Genomic DNA, 4,131 nt, shown 5'->3' on the forward strand with positions numbered 1-4,131 from the left:
GTTAGTGGAACAAGAAAAGCTGCCAAAATGACAGCGCCGGTCTTTAACTCTTGCACCCGGTAGTTTAAGAAGGAATATTCATCTACACCTCCCCTTTAGTAAAATCTACTTTTATTCCCCCTATAAAATAAAAATAGTGCCAACTTCTCTTTAATAGAAATCGGCACTTATTCGCTATACGTTATCGTGTCGCTTTTGGCGGTTGGCATACGTCACATTTACGTTGGTTATTATTTTTAAATTTCGTTAATGTTTTTTCAAAGTTGCTACCACATGCACATTTAAATAGTAACTTTTGAGAAAAACCGTGATATTCCGTCGTTAGCAACTTACTTTCCGAATTTTTCTCAACAAATTCTTTTATTTTACCAATCGTCCATCGTTTATTCATTCTAATACACCTCCATATTTTATCGCTATGCGAAGGCTTTTCTTGGCATCCGTTCAATTATAAGTAAAAATAGTAATTATCCTAAGTTACTCATTATAACATGAGTTGGCACTCAATTAAACAGATGGAGGGAATCTTATTAAACTAAACTGTCACGTTATTTGAAGAAAGAAATAAACCGCCTTACGGCGACCTGAACTTGTTGTAATAAAGCACCACCCATTAGTTTAAGTACAATTCTTCACTAACATTTTTACGAAGTTATAGAAGTAAGTATTAAAAAAGAGAAGCTCATTTTTCTTGCTTCCCTCAACAAATATTTTACACTGTCCTATTCAATAAAACCTTTACTTAAATTTAATACCGTAATAACGCATTGCATCTAAACTACCTTCATATTCAAAAATTCCCTTTTCGATTAATTTCCTAACCCTATATTCCAGAAAACTGTCACCGATATATTGAAAAATATGTCCATAAACTTCACCGACTAATCTTGCACACATCATAAACCCCTTTTTCTTCCCAATCAGCTTCTTAGCTTTTTCGATTATAAAATCATCATAATAGTCTTCAGCAACAACTTTTATTTCTCCATTTTCCCAAATTCTTAAAGTACCTGGATTGTTTGATAGGTCTAACCACTTTTTTTCAATATGCTTACGCTCTGCGTCAGATAAAATTTGCTTGTTCTCTTGGCTATATTTATATATGCTTTGTAACTCACCTAAAATTATTTCACCTGAAAAAAAGGGTACATACTTCTTAGCTTTTTTTTCAAACAATCTTCTATACAATGTTGCAGTATCAATGATAAAAATATTGTTTTTCATTTCCCGTAACAAATACATTGTAAAAAGAAGAGCTGTTTGTTCATTGGCATTTTCTGATACCCATATGTAAATTGGAACATTTTCTGGAATTGTTAATAATTGAGAAATTACTCCCGGATAACTCTCTTGATAATTTTCAATTTCATATTCATCAGATAGATTTTTTTTTAACCAATCAAATCTATCTGTTTGTCCTTTTTCTGTATCCAAACTACCTATAGGAGCAATAGCAAAATTGTCGTGGAAAGTAATAGTAAAATCTTCTTCAAGTAAGTTTAATTCTTTTAATAGTTGTCTTAAATACGGGTATCCAAATTGTATATGAACTTTTGTGTAATTACCTTTATCAAACTGATTTTGGTTTGTGTCTTTTGGATAGAGAATTTCGTTATAAATTTCTTTAAGATCATTTACAAAATCAACTAAAGATTCTTCTTTATCCTCCAACAATGCAATCTTAAAAAGAATAAATTGCAAGTATAACCTTACTTCTTGTTCTGGTAAGTCCTTTACTAATTTTTTTATTTCAAGAAAATCCAACAAAAAAACTCCTTATTTAATCTAATAAATGTACTCAACAAAAATTCAATAATGTATCTTTTTGTAGGTATTTTTCCCAAACCTTATTGAACTAAACTCCATCGTTAGCTCAATAACAAAAAAAGGATCACCGGAACAATCCTCGTTCTTCAACTCTTGCACCCGTTACTTTAAGTGAAACGTTTCACAATATGTTCTCTTTTACAAACACGAATCTTTTTAGTGTTCGTTTCCTTTCGCCTTTATTTGCACGTGTGAAATGAACAAAGCAGCATAAGACATACATATTAGAGTGAACTAGGTAAGCTGATTTTCATAATACATTCCATTTTTCTTCTTATATTTTGGATATTTCACCTGATTACATTCCTTGCAAAAATAAGAATAAGAAGAGGGGCAGGGCACAAACTATGCTAAAAAGGAGAGTGTATATCATGGATGAAAAGGGCTTAAAACAGAACGCTAGTAATACTTTACATACGAATAAACAGAAAACTCTAGATATAATAGCAAGTATTGATGAGTTGAAAAAAGAGCATGAACCAGAGTATGTCTTTTTATATTGGGATGAATTGAGATAAGAATCTTAAGAAGAGAAAATGGAATGGATATTGGATAGAATAATACCAAAATAAAGCAATTCTCATTATAGAGAATTGCTTTCAATTTGCCAAAATTAGCAGTAGGATATTCAAGTAATGCATCCCGTTAGTCAAGATTCTGCAAAAATTCCAAAAGCATGCTTGTGACTACCTTTGGTTGTTCCTCTGGGGCGTCATGACCTACGCCTTTGAGCAAAACTTTCGTTTGCATATTTGGCATAAAATTTTCCAGTTTATCGAAGATGGGCATAAAAAATGGGGCTAGTACGTCATCGGCGCCACCGATGAACATGGCCGGCTGCTGCTGCTTAACTCCTTCCAAGAAAGCCATCTGCTCCCAGTTACGGTCGCGGTTACGATAATGATTCAGCATCGGGGTAAATCCGTTCCGCGAATATTCGCTGACATAGTAGTCCAGCCCTTCATCGCTCAACCAATCAGGGAACTGCATGGGATTCAATAACGTGTCGAGTAAAGTTTCCCCTTCCCCAATAAGCGGATTCCAACGTTCCTCACCGATAGCTCTTCCGGAGACAGAGTAGAGAATGCTGCGCAACGTCTTGCGGATGTCCGCATTCAACACTGGATCCACGTGAGGATTTTGAAAGTAATCGTGATGACCGCGCTTTCCTGTTGCGATGCGCACTTTTTCCCAGGATACACTTGGCCTTAGGACTTCCCTTGGACCCACAGGCGTATTTAACATGACTAATGCCCGGAATAAATCAGGGCGAAGTTGAATGGCCGCATTTGCAACCCAGGCTCCAAGATCATGGCCGACAATGACAGCGGTACTTTCGCCAAGCTCTTCCATAAGTCCGACCAAGTCACCGACCGAATAAAATAAACCATAATTCTGTACGTCGGACGGACAATCACTCTGACCGAAGCCGCGAATATCTGGCGCAATCACCCGATAACCGGCCGTCGCGAGCGCACGAATCTGTCTTCGCCACGTGTACCATAAATAGGGGATACCGTGAAGCAGAATGACGAGCGGCCCTTGTCCTTCTTCGACAAAGTGAATTCGTATTCCATTGATTTGCGCAAAACGATGAGTAAAGCTATTTGGATCGTCTACGTTTTTGTCGTTCCAATCCACGCCAAATCTTGCCTTTGGATCAAGCTCGACTGGAAAATCCTTATTCCTCAAGTCAAGAGATTCCATTGATAATTCCTCCTAATTTATGATAACAATAATGTTATGAAACTCGCGTATAGTCAACGTCATAAGATTAACTAATCCGAAGTTCTAATTTTTAGTATATTTATAATTATTAATTAAATAAAATTATTATTTTTAACTTGAAATTAAGTTTTATTAATATATAAGGTTTGATTATTATCCCCTTTAGCCAATATATCTTCAACTGACCCGTTAAAGGAATAAGAAAATGCCTTGCCCCTTTTATTGAAGCAAAGCACCCGTTCGTATTATAAGGTCAGCCAGATATTTCTGGTTGACCAATTTTTATTTGGTTTTAGTATAACGGTAGCCGGGGTAGAACGTAAGCACCCGTGGGACATAGATCCCGTCAACTAAACAGTTCGCCCCCTACTGACTCTTACCTCCTTCCAACATTTGAACGAAGCAGGGTATTGGCTTTGCCGTCCTTCCCTAGACAATGTTATGTTGTCATTGCCATCATTTGTACTATGACCCCCTCCGACTCCCTCTCATCTATCCACCATTTCGTATATCACTTATAGGTTTCTGCTTTACTTTCGTATGAAAGTGACGAGGTGTGACTGCTAGAATAAAGTA

General features: G+C 36.3%; 4 protein-coding genes. 1 reads left to right on the top strand and 3 read right to left on the bottom strand.

All coding sequences use genetic code 11. From position 1 onward, the window contains the following. Positions 1–181: 181 nt before the first annotated feature. Together ACJ004_RS29930 and ACJ004_RS29935 are read right to left on the bottom strand one after the other, a co-directional pair. The gene (locus tag ACJ004_RS29930) at positions 182–391 is read right to left on the bottom strand and encodes a hypothetical protein (RefSeq protein WP_410896715.1); all 210 of its coding nucleotides are present in this window, start codon (positions 389–391) and stop codon (positions 182–184) included. A 347-nt stretch (positions 392–738) separates the two neighbouring features. After that, entirely contained in the window at positions 739–1,764 is a 1,026-nt protein-coding gene (locus ACJ004_RS29935) for a DUF1835 domain-containing protein (RefSeq protein WP_410896716.1), read from the bottom strand. Between the two features lie 434 nt (positions 1,765–2,198). On the opposite strand from ACJ004_RS29935, the gene ACJ004_RS29940 reads away from it, so the two are divergent. Then, on the top strand, positions 2,199–2,345 hold the full coding sequence (locus ACJ004_RS29940; protein WP_335387092.1) for a hypothetical protein: 147 nt from the start codon (positions 2,199–2,201) through the stop codon (positions 2,343–2,345). Between the two features lie 127 nt (positions 2,346–2,472). Here the strand turns inward: ACJ004_RS29940 and ACJ004_RS29945 are convergent, their stop codons facing one another. Continuing rightward, on the bottom strand, positions 2,473–3,534 hold the full coding sequence (locus ACJ004_RS29945; RefSeq protein WP_410896717.1) for an alpha/beta fold hydrolase: 1,062 nt from the start codon (positions 3,532–3,534) through the stop codon (positions 2,473–2,475). Positions 3,535–4,131: the final 597 nt, after the last annotated feature.

It is taken from the genome of Neobacillus sp. 204, assembly GCF_046562815.1.
Lineage (GTDB): Bacteria > Bacillota > Bacilli > Bacillales > Cytobacillaceae > Neobacillus.